20 protein-coding genes are annotated in these 21,003 nt (G+C 53.9%); 2 read left to right on the forward strand and 18 right to left on the reverse strand.

Features of this window, described 5'->3' with window-relative positions:
- The first annotated feature begins 2 nt into the window (after positions 1-2).
- Together CJD38_RS13600 and CJD38_RS13605 are read left to right on the forward strand one after the other, a co-directional pair.
- Positions 3-1,949: a glycoside hydrolase family 5 protein gene (locus CJD38_RS13600; protein ID WP_107940907.1), complete on the forward strand. Its 1,947-nt coding sequence runs from the start codon at positions 3-5 to the stop codon at positions 1,947-1,949.
- 98 nt (positions 1,950-2,047) lie between these two features.
- Positions 2,048-3,091: a poly(ethylene terephthalate) hydrolase family protein gene (locus CJD38_RS13605; RefSeq protein ID WP_107940908.1), complete on the forward strand. Its 1,044-nt coding sequence runs from the start codon at positions 2,048-2,050 to the stop codon at positions 3,089-3,091.
- 57 nt (positions 3,092-3,148) lie between these two features.
- On the opposite strand, the gene CJD38_RS18570 is transcribed toward CJD38_RS13605, so the two are convergent.
- The 18 genes from CJD38_RS18570 to flhF all read right to left on the reverse strand — a co-directional run bounded on the left by CJD38_RS18570 (position 3,149) and on the right by flhF (position 20,978).
- A complete protein-coding gene (locus CJD38_RS18570; protein ID WP_161554243.1) occupies positions 3,149-4,345 on the reverse strand; it encodes a methyl-accepting chemotaxis protein in 1,197 nt (398 codons plus the stop codon).
- 56 nt (positions 4,346-4,401) lie between these two features.
- On the reverse strand, positions 4,402-5,454 hold the full coding sequence (locus CJD38_RS13615; protein ID WP_107940910.1) for a protein-glutamate methylesterase/protein-glutamine glutaminase: 1,053 nt from the start codon (positions 5,452-5,454) through the stop codon (positions 4,402-4,404).
- Between the two features lie 3 nt (positions 5,455-5,457).
- Positions 5,458-6,114, reverse strand: coding sequence for a chemoreceptor glutamine deamidase CheD (cheD, locus tag CJD38_RS13620; protein WP_107940911.1), 657 nt, complete (start codon positions 6,112-6,114; stop codon positions 5,458-5,460).
- Positions 6,111-6,995, reverse strand: coding sequence for a CheR family methyltransferase (locus CJD38_RS13625; protein ID WP_107941142.1), 885 nt, complete (start codon positions 6,993-6,995; stop codon positions 6,111-6,113). The genes cheD and CJD38_RS13625 overlap by 4 nt, the downstream gene beginning before the upstream one ends.
- A 28-nt stretch (positions 6,996-7,023) precedes the next feature.
- Positions 7,024-9,372: a methyl-accepting chemotaxis protein gene (locus CJD38_RS18795; RefSeq protein ID WP_107940912.1), complete on the reverse strand. Its 2,349-nt coding sequence runs from the start codon at positions 9,370-9,372 to the stop codon at positions 7,024-7,026.
- A gap of 26 nt (positions 9,373-9,398) precedes the next feature.
- Positions 9,399-9,935, reverse strand: coding sequence for a chemotaxis protein CheW (locus CJD38_RS13635; protein WP_107940913.1), 537 nt, complete (start codon positions 9,933-9,935; stop codon positions 9,399-9,401).
- A 17-nt stretch (positions 9,936-9,952) separates the two neighbouring features.
- Positions 9,953-11,962 carry a chemotaxis protein CheW gene (locus CJD38_RS13640; protein ID WP_107940914.1) on the reverse strand — a complete coding sequence of 670 codons (2,010 nt, stop codon included), beginning with the start codon at positions 11,960-11,962 and terminating at the stop codon, positions 9,953-9,955.
- A gap of 2 nt (positions 11,963-11,964) precedes the next feature.
- A complete protein-coding gene (locus CJD38_RS13645; protein ID WP_107940915.1) occupies positions 11,965-12,327 on the reverse strand; it encodes a response regulator in 363 nt (120 codons plus the stop codon).
- Positions 12,324-12,686, reverse strand: a complete 363-nt coding sequence (locus CJD38_RS18470; protein ID WP_161554244.1) for an STAS domain-containing protein — start codon at positions 12,684-12,686, stop codon at positions 12,324-12,326. Before CJD38_RS18470 ends, CJD38_RS13645 begins: the two co-directional genes overlap by 4 nt.
- 307 nt (positions 12,687-12,993) lie before the next feature.
- Positions 12,994-13,491, reverse strand: a complete 498-nt coding sequence (locus tag CJD38_RS13655) for a chemotaxis protein CheW (protein ID WP_107940917.1) — start codon at positions 13,489-13,491, stop codon at positions 12,994-12,996.
- On the reverse strand, positions 13,488-14,465 hold the full coding sequence (gene motD / locus CJD38_RS13660) for a flagellar motor protein MotD (protein ID WP_161554245.1): 978 nt from the start codon (positions 14,463-14,465) through the stop codon (positions 13,488-13,490). Before motD ends, CJD38_RS13655 begins: the two co-directional genes overlap by 4 nt.
- A gap of 8 nt (positions 14,466-14,473) precedes the next feature.
- Entirely contained in the window at positions 14,474-15,214 is a 741-nt protein-coding gene (locus CJD38_RS13665; RefSeq protein ID WP_107940919.1) for a flagellar motor protein, read from the reverse strand.
- 6 nt (positions 15,215-15,220) lie between these two features.
- The gene (locus tag CJD38_RS13670; protein WP_107940920.1) at positions 15,221-16,963 is read right to left on the reverse strand and encodes a chemotaxis protein CheA; all 1,743 of its coding nucleotides are present in this window, start codon (positions 16,961-16,963) and stop codon (positions 15,221-15,223) included.
- Between the two features lie 8 nt (positions 16,964-16,971).
- A complete protein-coding gene (locus CJD38_RS13675; RefSeq protein WP_107940921.1) occupies positions 16,972-17,712 on the reverse strand; it encodes a protein phosphatase CheZ in 741 nt (246 codons plus the stop codon).
- Positions 17,709-18,101, reverse strand: coding sequence for a chemotaxis response regulator CheY (locus tag CJD38_RS13680; RefSeq protein WP_170107373.1), 393 nt, complete (start codon positions 18,099-18,101; stop codon positions 17,709-17,711). The genes CJD38_RS13675 and CJD38_RS13680 overlap by 4 nt, the downstream gene beginning before the upstream one ends.
- Before the next feature lie 45 nt (positions 18,102-18,146).
- The gene (locus tag CJD38_RS13685; RefSeq protein WP_107940922.1) at positions 18,147-18,881 is read right to left on the reverse strand and encodes an RNA polymerase sigma factor FliA; all 735 of its coding nucleotides are present in this window, start codon (positions 18,879-18,881) and stop codon (positions 18,147-18,149) included.
- Positions 18,878-19,771 carry a MinD/ParA family protein gene (locus CJD38_RS13690; RefSeq protein ID WP_276307799.1) on the reverse strand — a complete coding sequence of 298 codons (894 nt, stop codon included), beginning with the start codon at positions 19,769-19,771 and terminating at the stop codon, positions 18,878-18,880. Before CJD38_RS13690 ends, CJD38_RS13685 begins: the two co-directional genes overlap by 4 nt.
- A complete protein-coding gene (gene flhF / locus CJD38_RS13695) occupies positions 19,758-20,978 on the reverse strand; it encodes a flagellar biosynthesis GTPase FlhF (RefSeq protein WP_107940923.1) in 1,221 nt (406 codons plus the stop codon). Before flhF ends, CJD38_RS13690 begins: the two co-directional genes overlap by 14 nt.
- Positions 20,979-21,003: the final 25 nt, after the last annotated feature.

Genomic DNA, 21,003 nt, shown 5'->3' on the forward strand with positions numbered 1-21,003 from the left:
AAATGTCGCAGCTTGAGATTGGGATTTCAGGGAAAAGGTTCATCGATGCCAAGGGCCGTCATGTCATTCTGCGTGGCATCAACCTTGGTAGCGACTGCAAACTGCCCTACCCCGATGGCGGCACTGATCGCCCTACTGATTTTAGTGACCATAGAACAGTCAGCTTTGTTGGACGCCCGTTCCCATTAGCAGAAGCCGATGAACATCTGGGCCGCATAAAGCATTGGGGCTTTAACGCACTGCGTTTTCTAGTGACATGGGAAGCCGTGGAACATGAAGGTCCCGGCCAATACGACGTCGAGTACATCGAGTACGTTCGTGAAGTTTGCCTGCGCGCGCAAAATTTTGGCCTCAATCTCTTCATCGACTTTCATCAAGACGTTTGGAGCCGCATGTCTGGCGGCAGCGGCGCTCCGTGCTGGATATTCGAAAAACTCGGACTGAATTACCAAGCGTTTAATGCCGCTGGTGCCGTGCACGTCATGCAATACCGCTATGACTATTCAAATCCTGAAAGACGGCAAGAAGATAAATATCCAACGATGAGTTGGCCAATCAACTACCGAATGCCCGTGAATTGCATTTTGTGGACGTCATTTTTCGCAGGCGCGACGTTGACACCAAAGTGGATCATCGATGGCGAAAATGTTCAGGATTATCTGCAGAACAAATACTTCGGCGCAGTGCGCGCACTTGCGCAGCGCCTTAGTGATCTCGACAACGTGATGGGCTTTGACAGCCTCAACGAACCGGGCATGGGTTGGCTGGGAGAAAAACTTTCAGAGCGCCATCCAGACATCACCGCCAAAGGCCATCCCGGCCCTAATTGGACGCCGTTGGATGGCCTCAGAGTTGCGCGTGGCATGACGACCACTTTGCCTGTATTGCGCGCAACCGCCCACTCGCTGCACGCTGGACTGGTGCGCGAAGCAGATCGCCAATTCAATACTGCACAAGTCTCGATCTGGAACCCGGGTGTTCAGGATCCCTTCGAACAAGCCGGCGCATGGCGCAAAGACGGTGATCAGGCCGTCGTCGTCAATGAAGATTTCTTTGCAATGCTGGATGGCCGCAAGATCAACCCTGAAGGTGATTTTTTGCAGCCCTTCTTCCAGAAAATGGCGGCTGCGTTTCGCGAGATACGCCCTGACTGGTTCCTGTTTGCTGAGATCAATCCACATGTTGTGGGCGTGGGTCGCACCTTCCCCAAAGAGATGCCTACCAACTCGATCAACACGAGCCATTGGTATGACGTCGGACTTTTGTGGAGCAAGCGCATTGATACCGAACAGGACGATGCCGCTAAAACCAAAACACGCAATCGCTATGGCTTAGAGCTCGCCTATATGCGCAGCTTGGCGGATCGCATCAATGGTGGATCACCAACACTGATCGGCGAGTTCGGCATTCCTTATGACCTCAACGACGGCGAATCCTTCTCACGTTGGGGAAAAGGTGAACGCGGCGCTGATGTCTGGAAACCACAAGCCGTTGCGCTGGAATTGACCTACGACGCAATGGACATGCTGTTGCTGTCATCAACGCAGTGGAACTACACCGCAAGCAACCGCAATGATCTGCGCATTGGCGACGGCTGGAACCAGGAAGACCTCTCGGTGTTCTCACGCGATCAACAAACCGATCCCGCTGATCCAAGCTCTGGCGGCCGAGCAGTCGAAGGCTTTAGCCGCCCCTACGTACAACGAGCACAGGGCATTCTGAAGAGCATGCACTTCGATCCAAAGGAAAAGCGCTTCGTCGCTGAAGTCGACGCTGCAGCCGAAGTATCGGCACCTACAGAAATCTACTGGCCAGCACGCCTTGGCAAAGATTTGAAAGTCGAACTTTCTGGCGTTGAGGCCGAATGGTCTTATTCGCTTAAAGATCAGCGCGTGCACGTTCAAGCGAAAGCAACAGGCAGTTTTAAAATTTCCATCAGCGCTCAATGATGGAAAAAGCTCGGCGCGACAAAAAGCGCGCTGAGCTTTTAGCGGTACATAAATACAAGTAGTCGCCAAAGAGCGGCACACGGGGTGAGGAGAAATGAATGAACGCATCAACTGTGCGGCGGACGCTGTCGCGTGGCGTATTTTGTCTGCTGGTCTTGATGATCGGCTGTTCGCAATCTGAAGCACCACAAACAGAAACAGATTCATCGACAAAGACAGAACCCGGCAACACGCCCAACTATCCACGCGGCCCCATCGAACTGAAGTATTACAACGATGGCCCTTGGGCGGCGACATCCAAGGTAAATTTTGCCTGCTGTGATTCCACCGGTAACGCATTCGATATCTGGTATCCAACAGAACTCGGCAAAGGCGGATTCCAGCATCCCGTCATTACTTGGGGAGACGGCTCGGCGGCCAAGCCGACTGAATACGCCTACTTCCTCAAACATCTCGCAAGCTGGGGCTTTATCGTCATTGCCAGCGAAACCAGCAATGCACATACCGGCCAAGAGATCATCGATGCGGCCAAGCATGTCGTTGCAGGAAACAGCGATCCTTCAAGTATTTTTTATCGAAAGGTCGCGGTGAATCAGGTTGGCGCGATGGGCCATTCACAAGGTGCTGGAGGAGCAATGAATGCACTCATGAAGTCTGGCGGCTTCATCAAGACCGTCGTTCCGTTTGAGCGGCCACAACAGCGTCAATGCACGGAAGCGGGTGATTGCCCCAGCACTGCGGGAATTACCAGCGGCTCAATATTCTTCGTGAATGGTTCAGAAGATGGCTCCGTCGCACCTTCAACGCAAAGTGATAACTGCATGCTCAATGGCCAAACCAATGAGCAGTCCTATCACTGCCTATATCAAAACACGCCAGATACCGTAGACAAGGCTTGGGGAACGGTTGTCGGCGCTGCTCACAACGACATACAAGGCGCGCCCGACTGCAGCAACCTGCCCCTGCCCTCGCAATTACTGCTGTGCAAGCGCGGCTCCTATGGCTATCTCGGATATCCAACCGCCTGGATGATGGATCAGCTGCAAGCTGATGCATACGCTCACAGTGCGTTTGTCAGTGGCAGTGGTGAATTCTTCCGTCCGAATCCGAACTGGAGAAACCAGATCAGCAACATCCATTAGCGAATAAGCTTGAGATACAAAAAGGCCCGCTATCGCGGGCCTTTTATTTCACATCGCTTAGAACAACTCCACTCCACCTGCATCCATGCTGATCTGCGACACCGGTTTGTGCTGAGGCTTGCGCCAATCTTCAACGACCTGCGCTGTCACTTCGAGCGTACGTGGTGGCGGCGACGCTTTGATCACAATCGGCGCAGACTGATCCTGAAGAATGACCGCAAGGTTGCCGGCTTCGCTATTGATCGATTCCAAGCGCCGTACATGGTGCTCAGCAGCGATCAGGGCCTGCGTTGCAATGTCTTCGAACTGCAAGCAGCGTACTGCTTTGGAGACCGCATCATTGATCTTGTGGCTAGCGCCAGAAACTTCGCGGATGCCTTCGGTATAGGTTTGATTAATTTCTTCAACCTGCCCCAGCAAACGGCCGACTTCTTCTTTGGCATGAACGCTCATGCTCATGTCACGCGTTGCCATGCTGCCGACGGTATCGCGAACTTTTGCGATGGCTTCTTTGGAACTGAAGACCAGTTTGCGAATCTGTTCATTGAAATTGGTTGAACGCTCAGAGAGGTTACGAACTTCTTCGGCCACCACCGCAAACCCACGCCCTGCTTCACCGGCTCTCGCTGCTTCGATTGCAGCGTTTAGAGCGAGCAGATTGGTTTGATCAGCGATGGACTTCACATCACCGAGCAATTCAAAGATCGCATCAAGATGCTTCACCATCACGTCGATGTTCTCGACGGTGTTGGAACTCTGCTGACTCACCTGCGACAAGATGTCGACCATATTACCCATCAGGCTGCTGGTCATCTGCGAGAACTTCTGAATATTGATTGCGTCCGGATCACCCTTACCATTGCGATTCATTACACGAGATACAGCCTCTTCTTGCAGCTTGGATTGGCGATTAAGCTCTTCGAAGCTGCCGGTCAGTTGCACAACCGCGTCATGCACCAGACGACGGACGCGTTCCACTTCACCAATCACATTCTTCATTTCGTCAGACAGACCACCACGCAATTCACCTAGAAGAACTTGGTGCTTCTCCAATGCATGGCCGTGCTGAACGCCGAATGATTGCGCCTTGATCAGATTGCTGCCGTTCTTCCAAGCCCAGTGAATCAAGCTGGCCACCAGCGCGACAGTTGAGAGACCGGTCCAGAATCCTCCGCCGATAAAAACCTCCGTCGCCACATGGAGCGTGACGAATGCCAAGGGGATGGCAAATATTTTTATGATCTCTCGGTACATGCTGAACTCCATTAACGCTTCTTGTTGTTTATCGGCACGAATTAGAATTTCTTGATTTACGAACTAACCAATCTGAGTGCGGCGTCTGCCATTTCACTCAGAGGCAAAACCTGTTCCACCGCGCCAATGCGATGCGCTGAACCCGGCATTCCCCACACCACGCTGCTTGCTTCGTCTTGGCACAGCGTGTGCGCTCCACCATCACGCATCAGCTTGAGTCCGCGTGCGCCGTCGTCGCCCATGCCGGTCAGAATCAGACCGACGGCATTGGGGCCCGCGTGTTCGGAGACTGATTTGAATAGAACATCAACGCTGGGTTTATGGCGATTGACCGGATCGGTGTCGGTAATCTGACAAACGTATTTGGCGCCATCGCGTCGCACCAACAAATGAAAACCACCGGGTGCGATGTAAGCGTGCCCGGGAAGAATCAGCTGGCCATCGCGGGCCTCACAAACCGACATCGCGCAGCTGCGGTTCATGCGCTCAGCAAACGGGCGGCTGAACAGCGCAGGAATATGTTGTGTGATCACGATTGCTGGCGCATCTGGCGGCATGCCTTCCAACACAACCTTGATCGCTTCTGTTCCACCAGTAGATGCGCCAATCGCAATCAGCTTGTCGGTGGTGCGGAACATTCTCGGGCCAGATTTTCTCTTCGGCGCTTCCGGTACCGGACCACCCGAACGCAGCAATGCTGGCCCACGTGGTTTCACTGTTGCGGCCGCTTTGATCTTGTCGCGCAGATCATCGGCGTACATCTGCAAGCCGTTGGCGACATCAAGCTTGGGCTTGGTGACAAAATCGACTGCGCCGAGTTCTAGCGCCTGCAAGGTCACTTCTGCACCGCGTTCCGTTAAGCTCGAAACCATGATCACCGGCATCGGTCGCAGACGCATCAGATTTTCCAGAAACGTCAGGCCATCCATGCGCGGCATCTCGACGTCCAGCGTCAGCACATCGGGATTCAGCTCCTTGATCTTCTCGCGTGCAACCAAAGGATCCGGCGCAGTGCCGACCACCTGGATCTGCGGATCAGCCGACAGCAACTCGGTCAGCAGCTGTCGCACCAATGCGGAATCGTCAACGATGAGGACGCGTATGGTCATGGCTCAGTCAAACAACTCGATATCGCCAGCAACTGGCTTGGCTCGCAAGCTGTCCTGATAAACGCGCTCGGCATCCATTTCTGCGCGGTTGAGCGCAGTGGCCAGGCGCATCACCAGCACACGTCCTGTTTTCGGAAAAAAAATGATCTTGCGTGGGCAGGTGTCGCCCAGATCTTCGGCAACGACGGGAATCTGCTCGTTGCCAAGGTATTGATGAACAAACTCGGCATTACGCGTACCGACATCCGCTGAGATGATGCTGCGCAGAACATTCGCACCGCCAAAAACCTTGGCTTCAAGATTCCTGCGGTTCGCGCCCTGCTTCAATAGTTCATTAACCAGCACTTCCATCGCATAGCTGCCATAGCGTGCGGAGTAAATGTTGCCGGTATTCAATTCAGATTCCGGCAACATGAAGTGATTCATTCCGCCGATTCCCAGCACAACGTCGCGAATGCAGGCCGAGACACAAGAACCGAGCGTCGTCACCAGCCCCATGTTCTCGCCAGTCACCTGATACTCACCAGGCAAGATGCGCGCGACATCAACGCCGAGGCGGCTGTCGTAATACTTTCTGCCACTCGCACCATGCGCAGTCCGTTCCGACCACGCATCCGTACGCGTTGGAGCAACTGCACTTCGCGCAGAAGCCAGTGTCATTGGTGACGTCCAGGCAGCGCGCGCACAGCACCCTGATTAACCGGCGCATACACACTCTTGCCGATACCACGGAAAAGATCGGTCGCTTGATGGAAACTTTCTGAATGGCCACAAAACAACAGGCCGTCGGGTTTCATCAGCGGTTTCATCTTGCTGAGGATGTCGCGCTGCGTTGGCTTATCGAAATAGATCATTACATTGCGGCAGAAGATCGCGTCGAAAGGCTGCTTCATCGGCCAACGCCCATCGAGCAGATTGAGCTGGCGGAAGCTAATGAGATTCCGCAGGCAGTCAGCGACTTTTACAAAGCCTTCGTTCTCGCCTTTTCCACGCTTGAAATATTTTTTGAGGCGCGCTTCGCCTATGCTTTCCACGCGCTCAATCGGATAAACGCCACGTGATGCCGTCTGCAAAACCTGCGTATCGATATCCGTCGCCAGAATGCTTATTGGCGGCGTCGATGTGCCGAAGCTCTCGATTGCGGTGATAGCCATCGAATACGGCTCCTCGCCGGTCGAGGCAGCCGAGCACCACAGAGTGGAGTGTCCGGACTTTCGGCGCGCAAGGAAGTTTTCAAGAATATCGAAGTGGTGTGCCTCACGGTAGAACGATGTGAGATTGGTTGTGAGTGCATTGGTGAAACTTTCCCACTCCGGAGATTCCGGGTTGGCATCAAGTGCATCGAGATACTCCGAGAAACGCTCACCATCCAAGGCACGCAGTCGTCTAGCGAGTCGGCTATAGACCATATCCTGCTTGGATTCTGAAAGTGAAATCCCTGCTCGCGCGTAGATCATCTTGCGCACACGAGTGAAGTCACTCGTGGTGTAGATGAAATCACGTCTGCCACCACTGGTAGCAGACTGACTTTCAAGGATCATGGTCGACATCTCCTAGGAACCGTAGCGCTTAAAACTCAGCCCACTGTTCGTCGGACTTCTCGGCCGCATGATGTCCATTGGTGCCGTTACGCTTGATCGGCGTAACTGTAGGCTTGGCTGCAGGACGTGATGGCACTCCGCGTATCGCTGGCTTAGCTGCCATCACTGGTTTTCGTGCTGCGATCGCCGGTGACGGCGCACGTGCCGGTGCTGCTGGCGCGCTGGTCTCACCGGAGATCGTGTACTGCGACACTGCGCTGACCAATCCACCGGCCTGTTCTTCAAGTGAACGTGCCGAGGCAGAAGCTTCTTCAACCAGCGCAGCGTTCTGCTGCGTGACTTCGTCCATCTGCGTGATCGCCTGATTAACCTGCTCGATGCCCGAGCTCTGCTCCTGCGATGCGGCGGTGATCTCGCCCATGATGTCGGTCACTCGTTTCACCGAGGTCACGATTTCTTCCATGGTTTGACCAGCCTGCGCCACCAGCTTGGTGCCAGTGTCGACCTTGCCGACGCTGTCACCGATCAAAGTCTTGATTTCTTTTGCTGCACCTGCCGAACGCTGTGCCAGGCTGCGAACTTCTGCGGCCACCACCGCGAATCCGCGACCCTGCTCACCTGCACGTGCCGCTTCAACTGCTGCGTTGAGTGCGAGGATGTTGGTCTGGAAGGCGATGCCGTCGATCACGCCGATGATGTCCGAGATCTTGCGTGAAGACTCGTTGATCGCGCTCATCGTAGTGACCACTTCGCCGACGACCTTGCCGCCTTTGACTGCAATGTCGCTGGCGCCGATGGCGAGTTGGTTGGCCTGCTTGGCGTTCTCTGCGTTCTGCTTCACGGTGGAGGTGAGCTCTTCCATGCTCGATGCGGTTTCTTCGAGTGAGGAGGCCTGCTCTTCTGTGCGCTGTGACAAATCGGTATTGCCGGCTGCGATTTCGCGTGCTGCGGTATTGATGGTGTCGGAAGAGACCTTGATCTGGCGAACCAGATTTTCCATACCCTCAACTATCGAATTCACGCCTTCGCAAAGATCACGGATGGAACCGTTCTTTCCATCAAGTGGAATACGTTTGACCAAGTCACCATCTTTGGCGGCGCTGACCACCGCTTGCGTCTGTTCCACCGCCTGCTGCAGAACCTGCGATGCACGGACCTGCTCGGTGACATCGGTGGCGTACTTCACTACCTTGAACGGCTTGCCATTCATGTCATAGATCGGGTTGTAAGAAGCCTGAATCCAGATTTCCTTGCCGCCCTTGCCAATGCGCTTGTACTGACCCGAGTCGTATTCGCCGCGACCGAGTTTTTCCCAGAACATGCGGTATTCAACGCTGGCACGATAATCCGGCTCGACAAACAGGCTGTGATGCTGACCTTTGATCTCATTCAGCGAATAGCCGAGTGTGACCAGGAAGTTTTCATTCGCGTCGATGATCTTTCCATCTAGCGAGAATGAAATAACGGCCTGTGCCTTGCTGATGGCAGACAGCTGTCCTGAGTAATCAGCATTCTGAAGTTTCTGTTGCGTGATGTTTGTCGCGTACTTCACGACCTTGAAAGGCTTGCCGTTCATATCGAAGATCGGGTTGTAAGACGCTTCAATCCAAATTTCAGCGCCGCCTTTGGCAATGCGCTTGTACTGACCCGCGTCGTATTCGCCGCGTCCCAGCTTTTCCCAGAACGCGCGGTATTCAGGCGATGCGCGATAAACCGGATCAGCGAACATGCCGTGATGCTGCCCCTTGATCTCTTCCAAGGTGTAGCCGAGCGTATTCAGAAAGTTTTCGTTGGCGTTAACAATTTTTCCATCGAGCGTGAATTCAATCACCGCCTGCGCTTTGCTGATAGCTGATAGCTGTCCTTCATAGTCTGCCGACTTAAGCTTTGCCGCAGTAATGTCGGTTGCGTACTTCACAACCTTGAACGGCTTGCCGTTAGTGTCGAAGATCGGGTTGTAAGAAGCCTGAATCCAGATTTCTCTGCCACCTTTGGCAATGCGCTTGTACTGGCCTGAGTCATATTCACCACGACCCAGCTTTTCCCAGAACGCTGCGTATTCAGGGCTGCTGCGATAAGCGGCTTCAGCAAACATGCTGTGATGCTGGCCTTTGACTTCATCCAGAGAGTACCCGAGTGCGTTCAGGAAATTGTCGTTGGCATGCAGGATCTTGCCGTCGAGGCTGAACTCAATCACAGCCTGCGCTTTGTTGATCGCTGCGATTTGGCCTTCCAGATCTGCCATGCGGAGTTTCAGACTGTCCGCGCCCTTAGTCGCTGGACTGGCTTTCTTCGCAATAACTTTTTTCGAAGTAACCATTTTTCTTTTCGCCGCAACCGCTTTCTTAGCGACTTTTTTGATGATTTTCTTGCTCATGGGATGCCTCGTTCAGTTCTAAAGATTTAGTGTTGGGTAGCGCTATCGGTCGACGGTGGCAGCAGTGCCATGTCTTGCGAGCGCAGAAGTTTTTCGATGTCGACCAGAATCAGCATGCGGTCATCCAGCGTGCCGAGACCGGTGATGAAGCGCGTGTCCATCGCGCCGCCAAACTCAGGCGCGGGACGAATCTGTTCGGAGGCCAGATGCATCACATCGGAAACGCTGTCGACCACCATGCCGACTACGCGTCTTTCGATGTTGAGAATGATCATGACCGTGAAGGCGTTGTACTCCGCCTTGCCGAGCTTGAACTTGATGCGCAAGTCCACCACCGGAACGATGGTGCCGCGCAGGTTGATCACGCCCTTGATGAAATCCGGTGCATCCGGAATCTTGGTGACGGTGTCGTAGCCGCGAATCTCTTGCACCTTCAAAATGTCGACGCCGTATTCCTCGTCGCCAAGCGTGAAGGTGAGGAACTCCTGCTCAAGCTCTTTAGCGCTGGCGATATCCCGCGTGCCATTCGCGCGTGCTTGGGTACTTACATCTGCTGCAGACATGTGTTGTCTCCTTGTGTTCAGGCGGCCTGGTCGCAGGCATTCGCCCGAACCAGTTCTCCAACATCCAGAATCAACGCCACTCGGCCATCGCCGAGAATGGTGGCGCCAGAAATGCCGGAGATCCGGCGGTAATTACTTTCGAGGCTCTTGATCACGACCTGCTGTTGACCGACCAGCTCGTCCACCATCAAAGCGACCTTGCGACCTTCTGATTCGATCAACACGAGAATTCCTTTCTGTGGTTCCGTAATGCCGGAGCCCAGATGGAACACTTCTCGCAGCGGAACCAGCGGCAGAATTTCTCCACGCACGCGGACCACACGGCCCTGCCCTGCAATGCTCTTCACGTCTTCAGCACGCGGCTGTAGTGATTCAGCAACTGCATTGAGTGGCACGATGAAGATTTCTTCGCCGACGGATACCGACATGCCGTCGAGAATCGCCAGCGTTAATGGCAAGCGGATCATGATGGTCATGCCGCGACCATCGACCGACGTGATGTCGACCTGACCACCAAGTGCCTGAATGTTTTTCTTGACCACGTCCATTCCAACGCCACGGCCTGAGATGTCCGTGACTTTTTCGGCAGTGGAGAATCCTGGCGCGAAGATCAGTTGCCAGATCTCGCCATCAGGTGCGTTGTCAGAAACGGTAATGCCACGTTCCTTGGCCTTGGCAATCAGCTTGGCGCGATCAAGACCACGGCCATCGTCAGACACTTCGATCATGATGCTGCCACCACGATGCGCGGCTTTCAGCGTGATCGTGCCTGATGAATCTTTTCCTGCAGCAAGACGCACATCCGGCATTTCAATACCGTGATCCAGCGAATTGCGCACGAGATGATTCAGAGGATCAGCAATCTTCTCGATCACACTCTTATCCAGTTCAGTGCTTTCACCGACCATGACCAGACGCGCCTGCTTGCCAAGCTTGCCGGCAAGATCGCGAATCAATCGTGGGAAGCGGCTGAATACAAAATCCATCGGCAACATGCGGATCGACATCACCGCTTCCTGCATGCTGCGGGTATTGCGATCAAGCTGAGAGAGTCCCGTCATCAGCTTTTCATGCAGTACTGGGTCTAACGCAGCAGCTTGCTGTGCCAGCATGGCCTGCGTAATCACCAACTCACCGACCAGATTGATCAGTGAATCAATTTTCTCGGTGCCGACGCGGATCGATCCGCTCTCACCACTACTAGCCTTGTGCGCGTCAGCAGGTGCCGCGTTCTCGCGACCGCCTTGAATGACTGCCAGTTGTGGCTTGGTCACTTCAGGCTTGGCTTCAACAACCGCTGCAGCAGCCTTCTCTTGCACCAGTTCAATCGTCAGGTCTGATTCGTCTTCGACCCACGCAAAAACTTCCAGCACGCTGGCGCGGCTGCATTCAGCGTGTAATTCGATATTCCAGGCGAGATAGCAGTCTTCTGCATCCGCCACTTCAAAACTGGGCAGCGCTTGATCATCCAGCGTTACCTGCATCTCACCCAGCGTGCCGAGCTCGCGGATGATGCGAAGTGGATCATTGCCACCTCGGAACAAATTTCTGTGTGGCGCGAAACGGATATGCCAGTGATTGGAAGCTTTCGCTGCTACCACTGGAGCCGCACTCACTGCTGCGGGTTTGTCAGAAGGCGCACTGAGCAAAGTCTGCTCAAGTTCAGCACGCAGTTGTTCTACTGACTGCGTGTCTGCAGCCGTGCTATCGCGCGCAGCGGTGAGCAGCCCACGTACCACATCGACTGATCTCAGCAGAAGGTCCACATCATGCTGCGTCACCGCACGCTGACCCGAGCGCATCTGGTCCAGCAGGGTTTCGAGCAGGTGAGTGAATCCAGCCACATCCAGAAAGCCGAATGTCGCCGCTCCACCCTTCATCGAATGTGCAGCCCTGAAGATTGTATTAATGATTTCGGAATCGGCGTTGCCGATATCCAGCTTGAGTAACGCGCTCTCCATCACGTCCAGGCCTTCGAAGCTTTCTTCGAAGAAGGTTTGGTGAAATCGGCTGAAGTCGATTTCCATGACTAAGCCAGTACGCGCTTGATCGTCGTGATGAGTTGATCCGGATTAAATGGCTTGATCAGCCAACCGGTCGCACCCGCGGACTTACCCTCCATTTTCTTTTCAGGCGTCGATTCCGTCGTCAGCATCAACAGCGGCGTGAATTTGTAATCCGGCATCGTTCGCAAATTCCTGACCAGCGTGATGCCATCCATATTCGGCATGTTCACGTCAGCCAACACCAGCGAGAATTTTTCCTTCGCCGCCAAATCGAGCGCGACGCGGCCGTCTTCGGCTTCAACCACATCGAAGCCGGCAGCCTTCAGGGTAAAGGCAACCATCTGCCTCATTGATGTCGAATCATCTACTGCGAGTATGCGAGTCATGCTGCTTCTGGCTCCATTCCAAGGCTTAGCAATGTCGTTGCTCCCAATAACGCCGCGGCGCCTCTGAGAGCAACTGAAGGTTCACGCCATGAAACGTCGCGTCCCGCTTTACGACGGTCTTTGCAAAACATGCAGAAGAGTTGAAGTGCTGCGGCATGGATGCGTTGAATCTCCGACGCGTCCAAAGTCACCACTCGTTCATCTGCCACATCTTTCGCAAGCATCTGGCGCAAACCACCTGCTTCCTCGATTCCGAGTTCCGCAGGCAATTTGATTACTAAAGATGATTCGGCAGAATTTCCGGATTCTTTAACGAGCGAAATCCCGGCAGCACTTTCTGATTTGGACTTTTTTTTCATGGCAGCACTCTCCTCGCTGTATCGATGAAGGCGGTCTCCGACTCCCTTACGAGTGATGGATTCCGCATGCAGAGGACTAGGCAACATCTGTTCCCGCACAAGCAGGCAAATTCCCGACAGCGGATAGCGGTGCCTAATCAGCCGCAGGTAAACCGATGGAGTGTGTAAAAGAGCCGCTAGAAGGTAGGCAAGAAATTGAATGCGGAGCAAAAACCAATGCCCGAAATTCCGCGTGAGCAGATTGGGGAGCGCTCATATTTTTATTGCGGCGGATTTCTGACTGGAAACGTCAGCAGGTTTTGCAGCCTCAGGCTGCGAGTGAAGCTTCCGAATTGTCAGGCAAGCTCACGAAATTCAGCAGCGTCAGCAGATCATCGTTCCGCTGAACGTAGCCCAGCACGGTATTAGCGGTATTACCCGCAGTACCGGAGGGCACTGGATTGATCGCGTTCTGCTGGATATCCAGTACTTCGAGAATACGATCGACACGAATACCCAAGGCCTGGTCTTCGTGATTCACCACAATCACGCAATGCGATTCTGTGGTTTGGTCCAGACCAAGCCATACCGCCAGATCAATCACCGTCACGATGCTACCGCGCAGATTGATCACACCGAGCACAGACTGCGGAGCACAGGGTACTGGTTCGATATCGGCGTCTGACAAAACTTCAAAGACTTTAAGAATGGCAATTGCATACTTCTGACCGCCCAACTCAAAGCTCACCCATCTTGAAGCGATAGCGCCCGCTTGCTGCGCAGAGTAGGACGTGCTGATCGGTGCAGAACTGGCAACAAGGTTCATGGCGTGAGTGCTCCAGTAGTTCCAACTGCTTCAGCTGCTGAAGCAGTATCAATACTCTCAACAGGGCTTTCGACTTCTTCCTGATCCAATGCACCCGTCATCGCCTTGAAGTCAGCGGCATGGCGATCATCAGGCCCAGAAAGAATAACCAACACCACACGACGATTCTGATCACGGCCCAATGCAGTTTTGTTATCGCCAATCGGGCGGTATTCACCCAAGCCTTCCACACTCATGCGCGTCGGCTCAACACCGCGCTGCATGAACAGATGAACAACACTGGCTGCGCGCGCCGCAGACAATTCCCAGTTGGATGGGAATACGCGTGTGTTGATCGGAACGTTATCGGTGTGACCTTCAATGCGGATCACATTCGGGAATGGCTTCAGAATTCCTGAAAGCTTATCCAGCGTCGACACGGCGCCGTGAGAAATCTCGGCAGAGCCGCTGCTGTATAAAATGTCGGTCTTGATTTCGACTTCAAGCCAGTTACTTCCTGGGCGCACCACCACCAAGCCCTGCTTGATCAAACCCGCCATCGCCGCCTGCACTTCGACAGCAATGCGCTTGAGCGATCTGGCACCTTCTGAATAACCCGTGTTGCCGCTTGAATTTACATCGTGCTGCGGGATCATCGTCTTCAGCGATCCCGGCAGTGTTCTCGGCGTGTGCATATCACGCAAGATGCCGCCGAGTGACTGATCAATCGCTGGCGCAGGCAGCACGCTCATCTTCTGATCATTATCTGATCCACGACTCTTGTTATTGCCGAACTGCACCGGGCGCAGGGATTTTGGCGGACCACCAAACGCGACCGACAGCGCATCCGACAACACGCGGAACTTGCCTTCGTTAACCGAAGACACCGCATACATCACCACAAACAGCGCCAGCAGCAGGGTTACCAAGTCGCCATAGGGAATGGCCCAGGCTTCGTGGTTGGCATGCTCTTCATGTTTATGTTTGCGGGCCACGAATAATCTCAGTGAAAGAAGCCTTGCAGCTTGGCTTCGATATTGCGCGGATTCTCACCGCGTGAAATGGAGATCAGGCCTTCAACAATCATCTCGCGCATGCGCGTCTGATCGGCGACTACTGCCTTGAGTTTTGATGCCATCGGCAACAAGAACAGGTTGGCCGCACCGATGCCGTAGATCGTCGCAACGAATGCGGCCGCAATACCGTGGCCCAGCTTGCTAGGGTCTGCGAGGTTAGCCATCACCGACATCAAACCCATCACCGCGCCGATGATGCCGAGCGTTGGTGCGTAGATGCCCATGCCTTCAAACACCTTGGCGCCTTGCAGGTCGAAATGTTCTTTAGTGGTCAGTTCAACTTCCAACACGCTGCGAATCATGTCCGGCTCAGAGCCATCGACCAGCAGCTGTAAACCTTTCTTGATGAAGCTATCGGTCTCCGCTTCAACACTCGCTTCAAGTGCGAGCAAGCCTTGCTTACGTGCCGCATTGCTCCAATCCACGATCTTTTGAATCATGACTTTGGAATCCATCTTCGGCGGCATGAACACCCATTTGGCCATCTTCATGCCGTGCTTGAACGTCGCCAACGGTGTCTGCACAAGAATTGATGAGATCGTGCCGATGATCACAATCACAAAGGCCGCAGGGCCCCAGAGCGCCGCAACACCACTGCCTTTCAGAATGCTGCCGACAATCAGAACCAAGAAGGCCAGCGGAAAACCAATGACACTTAAGATATCCATCGCTGCTTATCCTCCCCCAGCTGAACAGGCTTTGATCAAGCCAGGGAAATCGAGAATTAAGGCTACTCTGCCTTGGCCCGTGACTGTTGCGCCCGCTAGGCCAGTAAGCCCGCGCAGCATCGCACCCAAGGGTTTGATCACAACTTCTTCACGTCCACGAACTTGGCTCACGACAAAGCCATAACGTTCGTTATCCACATTCGCCAAAACCACATGACGCGTCAGTTCAGGATCAGCGCGTACGCCAGCCCAGCGATCGAGATGAATCAATCGCACCAGCTCATCGCGGATCAGCACGACATCCCATTTATCCAGTCGACGAATGCTTTCTGTATTCAGCACCGTGACATCAATGACCGAAGACAGCGGCATTGCGAACGTGCGCCCAGCAACCGACACCATCAGCGCAGGCAAGATCGCTAACGTCAGTGGCAACTGGATCAACACCACACTGCCATTGCCGATGCGCGATTCAATTTTTACCGTGCCCTTCAGATTGGTGATCGCGGACTTAACCACGTCCATGCCAACGCCGCGACCAGACAAATCAGAGATCTGTTCTTTGGTCGAGAAACCGGGCATGAAAACCAATTGCAGACATTCGTCAGGGCTGAGTCTTTCTGCCGCAGCTTCAGTCAGTAGCCCTTTCTCCACGACTTTCTTGCGCAGCTTCTCGCTATCGATACCGGCGCCATCGTCGGAGATTGAAATCAGGATGTGATCGCCCTGCTGTCTTGCAGCAAGGACCAGATGGCCTGCTTCTGATTTGCCAGCGCGCTTGCGCACGTCTGGCATTTCAATGCCGTGGTCAACCGCATTGCGAACCATATGCACCAGCGGATCAGCCAGTGCGTCGACCAGATTCTTATCGAGATCGGTGTCTTCACCCACCAGTTCGACTTCGACCTGCTTGCCGAGCGCACGCGCAACATCACGAGCGACTTTGGGGAATCTTGAAAATACCTTACGCACCGGCCGCATGCGGATTTGCATAACGGCGCCTTGCAGACTGCGCGTGATGAAATCGAGCTGACCAATGGCTTTACTCAGATCATCTGAAGAGCTGGACCCACGCAGGATCTTGAGTCGATTACGTAGCAGTACCAGTTCACCAACCAGATTCATCATCTTGTCGAGACGATTGGTATCGACACGAATCGTGGTTTCCGGTGGCGGCGCATGAGCAACTACAGCTTTGCCGCTCACTTCGGGTTTTGCAGGAGTCTCTACCGCCGCTTCGACGACTGGCGCGACTGCTTTGCCTGAACCATGAAACTGATCCAGCAATGCTTCGAATTCATCGTCACTGATTGCATCATTGCTCGACGCAGCTGGCTCAACCTTGACGACGACAGGTGCCGGGGCAACACAAGAATCATGCAAGCTTTTGATCAGCGCCGCAGGCGCCGCAGACAAAGATTCACCCGAAGACACCTGAGCCATCATCACCTGCAAGTGGTCGACAGACTGCAGAATTGCATCCAGCAGATTCTGATCCATCTCGCGCTTGCCGCTACGCAAGAGATTAAAGACATCTTCAGCGGCATGGCACAAATCAACCATGGGACCAAAGTTGAGGAAGCCCGCACCGCCCTTCACCGTGTGGAAAGCGCGGAAAATTGCGTTGAGTAATTCCTGGTCGTCAGGACGCTTCTCCATCTCGATCAGCTGCTCGCCCAATTTTTCAACAAGCTCACCCGCTTCCATCACAAAGTCGGCAAGGATTTCGTTGCTGGTGTCGACGTTCATATTGGGCCTTAGAATCCCAGCTCGGCCAACAGCGCATCAGCATCCTGCTGACTGCTGGAAACACTCAGGCCTGGAACCGCTGGGCCTTCGAGCTTCTCTTCATGCGGCATAGAGACATGGCCCGCTTTCAAAGCAGAGCCAGTGCTGCGTAGCATCTCGATCAAGCCAGACTCAACATCGCGCACCACACGAATCACGCGCTTGATGATTTGGCCGGTGAGATCCTGATATTCCTGAATCTGCGCCAGCTCGGTCAGATTGGACCGCAAATGCGAGGTGCCCATATTGACGCTGACTTCCATGCCGGAAATCGCTTCCAACAGATTGTCGACATCGGCCTTGGCATTGTTGCTGGCATACACGCGAACTCTTGCAGCAGCCACACGCGACATCGCTTTCTTAATCTGATCAGTCTGTTCCTTGCTCTGATCAACCAGATCCAGCGTTTTGTGAGCAGCCTCTTCCGTCACCTTCACCACATAGTCGAGACGCTGACAGGCGTCTGGAATATCGGAGCTGGCAACACGAGACAGGCGATCATCCGCATTGATGTCTTTCACCGCATGATGAAGTTCACGTGTGATCTTGACGACACTACCAAGCAAGTTCTGCTCACGCATGCCGACCAACTGGCTCATATACAACTCATACAAAGGCTCATCGCCGCTTTCCAGCGCACGAACCATTTCTTTGAGTTTTGAAAGCGTCCCGAGATGGACAGGAACACTCTCCTTTAACAGCGCGTTCACGCAGCCTCCGCCACGCGCTGGAATATCTTGTCGATCTTTTCTTTCAGGGTCACCGCCGTGAAAGGCTTGATGATGTAGCCATTCACGCCTGCTTTGGCCGCTTCGATGATCTGATCGCGCTGAGCCTCTGCCGTCACCATCAATACTGGCAGCTTGGCCAGACGTGCATCGGCGCGAATATTCTTCAGCAGATCAATGCCGGTCATGCCAGGCATATTCCAGTCGGTGACAACGAAATCGAACTCACCGGCCTGCAACAAGGGCCATGCGGTCTTGCCGTCATCAGCCTCGGTGGTATTGCTATACCCAAGATCGCCCAGAAGATTCTTAACGATGCGTCTCATCGTCGAAAAATCATCAACAATCAGAATTTTCATATTCCTGTCCATAAGGGCCTCAATTCCATCCAATTAATTTTTTAATTACTTCCACACTCACGGCACAGCCACTTCGCCTTGCCACTCATGCATGCGTGCTTTGAGTCTTAGCAGCGCTTGTCCATGAATCTGACAAACGCGTGACTCACTGATATTCAGCGTCGCGCCGATTTCACGAAGATTCATTTCCTCTTCGTAGTAGAGCGATAGAACCAACTTTTCCCGCTCTGGGAGATTGCCGATGTTCTCGGCAAGGTCATGCTGGAATTCGCTCTGCTGCAACTGATCCATCGGACTACTCGAGCCATCCGGATAATCAAAGCCTTCTTCATCCGGCGCATGGGCGTCCATGCTCAGAATCTGGCAGCGCGCAGCATCAGCGGAGATCGCGTGATACTCCGACAGGCTTACCGATAATTTTTCTGCGACTTCAGCATCGCGTGCTTCGCGACCCGTGGCCTGCTCAATCTCGTGCATGGCTTTGGCAGCACTGCGGGCGAGACGATGAACTGAACGAGGGGCCCAATCGCTCTTGCGCAGTTCATCGAGCATCGCACCGCGAATGCGGATGCCGGCATAGGTTTCGAATGACGCACCTTTGTCATCACTGTAGTGACGAGCAGCTTCAATCAAGCCGATCAAACCGCCCTGAATAAGATCGTTCACATCAACGCTGGTCGGCAGTCGTGCAGACAGGTGATGGGCAATGCGTTTCACCAGTTCGCCATACCGCGCCAGCAATTCGGTTTCGGTGGCTCTGGTGCTCATCATCATTGCGGGTTGGGCGCTCATGCGGCCGTACTCACAAGTGTTCTGTGATCAACACTGACCAGACGTTCAACAAAGAACTCCAAATTGCCGCGCGCGCCCTTGGGCATTCCCCATTGATTGATTTTTTTGGCGAGCGTTTTGAAAGCTTCAGCAGAGATCGAATTTGGATAGAGATCGACCACCGCCTTCTGGCGTCGAACTGCACGCTGCAACCACTCGTCGTGCGGAATCGATCCGACCAAATTCAGAGTGACATCGAGAAAGCGTTCTGAAACTCGGCGAAGGTTTTCGTGAATCTCACGCGCTTCAATCGCGTTGTGAACTTTATTGGCCAGAATCTGAATGCGTTTAACGCCGTGATCGCGGTTCAAAACCTTGATCAGTGCATAGGCATCCGTCATTGAGGCCGGATCACCGCAAACCACGACGATGACTTCCTGCGAGGCCTGACTGAAAGTAATCACGCTGTCGGCAATACCGGCTGCGGTATCAACAATCAGAACATCGAGCGAACGATGTAGATCACTAAAGGCGTGGATCAAACCAGCGTTCTGCGCTTGCGTGAGTTCTGCCATCTGACGTTTTCCGGACGATGCCGGAACAATCAGCAGATCGCCTGGCCCTTTCAACAAGGTGTCTTCAAGCGTGCACTTGCCTTCAATCACATCGGCAAGGTTGTATTTAGGTTGTAGGCCCAGCATCACATCGACATTGGCCAAGCCGAGATCGCCATCAAGCAGCATGACCTTCTTGCCTGACATCGCCATCGACACGGCCAAGTTAACCGAGACACTGGTTTTGCCAACGCCACCTTTACCGCTCGTGACCGCAATCACTTGCACCGGCTTCATCGCCGCTTTCAACATCAGCAGGCCAGAAGCCTGGTGAGTCGGCACATTAGGCGTTTGCATAAGTCACTCCGGAAAATTTCACGGCGAGCGTGGTGTCTTCAGCTTCTGAAGGACATTGACGTACCAGCTGCATCGCTCGAATCACCAAACGATCTGCCTTTGCCTGCTGCAAATCCTCAGGAACTTTCTGACCGTCGGTCGTGAAGGCAATCGGCAGGTTGTGGCTGATCGCGACTGAAAGCGCCCCACCAATGCGTGTGCTCTCGTCCAGCTTGGTGAGAATGCAGCCCGTAAGTGGCGTGGTGCCGAAGCGGTTGACGATTTCATTCAGTGAGCCGGCCTGACTATTAGCAGCCATCACTAGAAAAGTTTTGATCGGTTTAGAGATGCCTTGCAGCTCCGAGAACTGAGCGGCCAGATTCACATCGCGCGGCGCCATGCCTGCGGTATCAATCAGAACCATCTTGCGATCTGACAAACGCGTCATTAACTCAGCAAGTTCTGCACTATTGGATGCGGTGTGAACTGGAATGCCGAGCAGTCGACCGTAAGTAAAGAGTTGCTCTTGCGCGCCGATGCGGTAGTGATCGGTTGTGACCAGCGCCAGATCACGTGTGCCAAAGTTTTCGGCGTAACGTGCGGCGAGCTTGGCCAGCGTGGTGGTTTTGCCAACGCCGGTCGGGCCAATCAATGCGATGACACCGCCTTCAAGGACTGGGTCATCTTTAAGAACTGGAATTCTGCGCGACAGCAAACCTAAAGGCAGAAAGCGTGCACGTTCACTGTCGGTATCTTCTGGCACTTCGCCAGCAATCTGTCGGGCTAGTTCATTGTCCAAGCCAATATCGTTCAGCACACTCAGTACAGCGACGCGTTCTGGTTGGCTCTGCTTGAGATCTTTCCAGATCAGTCCAGCGAGTTGGCGTTCCATCAAGCGGCGGATATCACTCAGCTCCTCGCGAACCTGGGTGATTTCGATGTTGTCGGTTTTGATCGGCTCAGGGGTGATCACTGGCACTGCTGCGGCCACTGATTTCTCAATGACGACTTTTTCCGCTGCCGGAGTTTCGAAAACTTCTTTCGCTTCTTGCGCAGCCTGACGCTGAACCTGTTGGATCAGCGAGACGTCGTAGTCCACCGCGGCAACCACTTCAATCTCCGAACCCACTCGGCGATTAGAGAGAATGACCGCATCGGGTCCCTGCTCTTCACGGACAAGGCGAATCGCCTCACGCATGCTCTTGGCTAAAAAACGCTTGATCTTCATTCGACAGCCCCTTTGCTATTCATGT

The organism is Stenotrophobium rhamnosiphilum (assembly GCF_003052265.1).
Taxonomy (GTDB): Bacteria; Pseudomonadota; Gammaproteobacteria; order Nevskiales; family Nevskiaceae; genus Stenotrophobium; species Stenotrophobium rhamnosiphilum.

Coding starts and splice junctions, on each gene's coding strand:
- CJD38_RS13600 (WP_107940907.1), top strand. CDS start 3: ATGTCGCAGCTTGAGATTGGGATTTCAGGGAAAAGGTTCATCGATGCC.
- CJD38_RS13605 (WP_107940908.1), top strand. CDS start 2,048: ATGAACGCATCAACTGTGCGGCGGACGCTGTCGCGTGGCGTATTTTGT.
- CJD38_RS18570 (WP_161554243.1), bottom strand. CDS start 4,345: ATGTACCGAGAGATCATAAAAATATTTGCCATCCCCTTGGCATTCGTC.
- CJD38_RS13615 (WP_107940910.1), bottom strand. CDS start 5,454: ATGACCATACGCGTCCTCATCGTTGACGATTCCGCATTGGTGCGACAG.
- cheD (WP_107940911.1), bottom strand. CDS start 6,114: ATGACACTGGCTTCTGCGCGAAGTGCAGTTGCTCCAACGCGTACGGAT.
- CJD38_RS13625 (WP_107941142.1), bottom strand. CDS start 6,995: ATGATCCTTGAAAGTCAGTCTGCTACCAGTGGTGGCAGACGTGATTTC.
- CJD38_RS18795 (WP_107940912.1), bottom strand. CDS start 9,372: ATGAGCAAGAAAATCATCAAAAAAGTCGCTAAGAAAGCGGTTGCGGCG.
- CJD38_RS13635 (WP_107940913.1), bottom strand. CDS start 9,935: ATGTCTGCAGCAGATGTAAGTACCCAAGCACGCGCGAATGGCACGCGG.
- CJD38_RS13640 (WP_107940914.1), bottom strand. CDS start 11,962: ATGGAAATCGACTTCAGCCGATTTCACCAAACCTTCTTCGAAGAAAGC.
- CJD38_RS13645 (WP_107940915.1), bottom strand. CDS start 12,327: ATGACTCGCATACTCGCAGTAGATGATTCGACATCAATGAGGCAGATG.
- CJD38_RS18470 (WP_161554244.1), bottom strand. CDS start 12,686: ATGAAAAAAAAGTCCAAATCAGAAAGTGCTGCCGGGATTTCGCTCGTT.
- CJD38_RS13655 (WP_107940917.1), bottom strand. CDS start 13,491: ATGAACCTTGTTGCCAGTTCTGCACCGATCAGCACGTCCTACTCTGCG.
- CJD38_RS13665 (WP_107940919.1), bottom strand. CDS start 15,214: ATGGATATCTTAAGTGTCATTGGTTTTCCGCTGGCCTTCTTGGTTCTG.
- CJD38_RS13670 (WP_107940920.1), bottom strand. CDS start 16,963: ATGAACGTCGACACCAGCAACGAAATCCTTGCCGACTTTGTGATGGAA.
- CJD38_RS13680 (WP_170107373.1), bottom strand. CDS start 18,101: ATGGACAGGAATATGAAAATTCTGATTGTTGATGATTTTTCGACGATG.
- CJD38_RS13685 (WP_107940922.1), bottom strand. CDS start 18,881: ATGAGCGCCCAACCCGCAATGATGATGAGCACCAGAGCCACCGAAACC.
- CJD38_RS13690 (WP_276307799.1), bottom strand. CDS start 19,771: ATGCAAACGCCTAATGTGCCGACTCACCAGGCTTCTGGCCTGCTGATG.
- flhF (WP_107940923.1), bottom strand. CDS start 20,978: ATGAAGATCAAGCGTTTTTTAGCCAAGAGCATGCGTGAGGCGATTCGC.